The 1,418-nt window shown below is 75.7% G+C and carries 2 protein-coding genes; both read right to left on the reverse strand.

Annotated elements, in window-relative coordinates:
• The coding region (locus tag B7767_RS26885) for an ATP-binding cassette domain-containing protein (protein ID WP_143652652.1) at positions 1-982 on the reverse strand (982 nt) is incomplete at its 3' end.
• A gap of 38 nt (positions 983-1,020) precedes the next feature.
• The coding region (locus B7767_RS26890) for an ABC transporter permease subunit (protein ID WP_143652651.1) at positions 1,021-1,418 on the reverse strand (398 nt) is incomplete at its 5' end.

The following is a 1,418-nucleotide window of genomic DNA, read 5'->3' on the forward strand; positions in this document are numbered from 1 at the left end:
CGTCGCGGTGCCGGGCGGTCAGCCCGCGCACCCGCAGCACGGGCCGCCCGGTGCGGGCGGTGTGGCCGTCCGGGTCCCGCGACTCCGTGTGCCGGTTGAGCGGCCCACGTGCCGGCGCCCCCGGCCGTCCGGTCGGCTCGTCCGGGCCCGGTGACTCCGTACGCGCGTGGGGCAGCCCGTGTACGCGCGGTTCCGGTTGCCCGGTCGACTCGTGCGGGTCCGGTGGCTCCACCTGTTCGCCGAACAGTTCGCGGGTCCACTCGTGCCGGGGCGAGGACCGGATCCGCCCGGCCGGGCCCGATTCGATGACCCGGCCCGCCCGCAGGACCACCACCTCGTCGGCGAGCGCGCGCACCACGTCCAGGTCGTGGCTGAGCAGCACCACCGCGATGCCGCGGGCCGCGACGGCCCTGAACCGCTCGACGATACGGCTCTTGGTCAGGGCGTCCTGGCCGGTGGTGGGCTCGTCGGCGACGACGACGCGCGCGCCCAGCAGCAACGCCTGGGCGAGGACGACGCGTTGCTGCTGGCCGCCGGAGAGCTGGTGCGGATAACGCCGCAACAGGGTTTCGGGGGCAGGTAGTTGTGCCTCGGTCAACGCCTGTAGAACACGTTCGCGGGCCGCCGTCCGGCGTTGCCGCGCCGGCAGCCGGCGCACCTGGGCGCGGGCGATGTCGGTCAGCAGCGCGGAGATCCGGCGGGCGGGGTTGAGCGCCGCCGCCGGATGCTGGGGCACGTAGCCGACGAGGCCGCCGGCCGTCACCCGTACGTCGCCGGTGACCCGGGCGCCCGCCGGGTACTCGCCGAGCAGGGCGAGGCCGGTGGTGGTCTTGCCGCTGCCGGACGCGCCGATCAGCGCCGTGACCCTGCCGGGCAGCACCCGCAGGCTCACCCCGTCGACGATCGCCCGGCCGTCGACGACAACGCGCAGGTCGCGGATCTCGGCCACGGGATCACCGCCGGTGTCCACGTCGGCACCCACGCCGGTGTCTCCGCCGGTGCCCTTCTCGTACTCGTGCTTCACGGGTGTGCTTCCTTCTCCGTCCGGCGCGGGCCTCGGCGCCCGCCCTTGTCCAGCGCGGCGTCGAAGAGGAGGTTCGTCCCCGTCGTCAGCGCGACGATCAGTACGGCGGGGACGACCACGGCCCACGGCTGGACGAACAGGCCGGTGCGGTTGCGGTCGACCATGACCGCCCAGTCGGCGGCGTCGGGTGCCACGCCGACACCGAGGAACGCGGCCGTGGCGACCAGGTAGAGCACGCCGGTCAGCCGGGTGCCGGCGTCGGCGGCCAGGGTGCGCAGCATGGAGCGGCCGACATAGCCGACGGCCGTCCGCCACCACGTCTCGCCCTGCATGCGCAGCGCCTCGACCGCGGGCCGGGCGGCGGCCTCGGCGGCGGCGGCGCGCACCAGCCGGG

Origin of the sequence: Streptomyces sp. 13-12-16 (assembly GCF_002114215.1) — a bacterium.
In the GTDB taxonomy this organism is placed as follows: Bacteria; Actinomycetota; Actinomycetes; order Streptomycetales; family Streptomycetaceae; genus Streptomyces.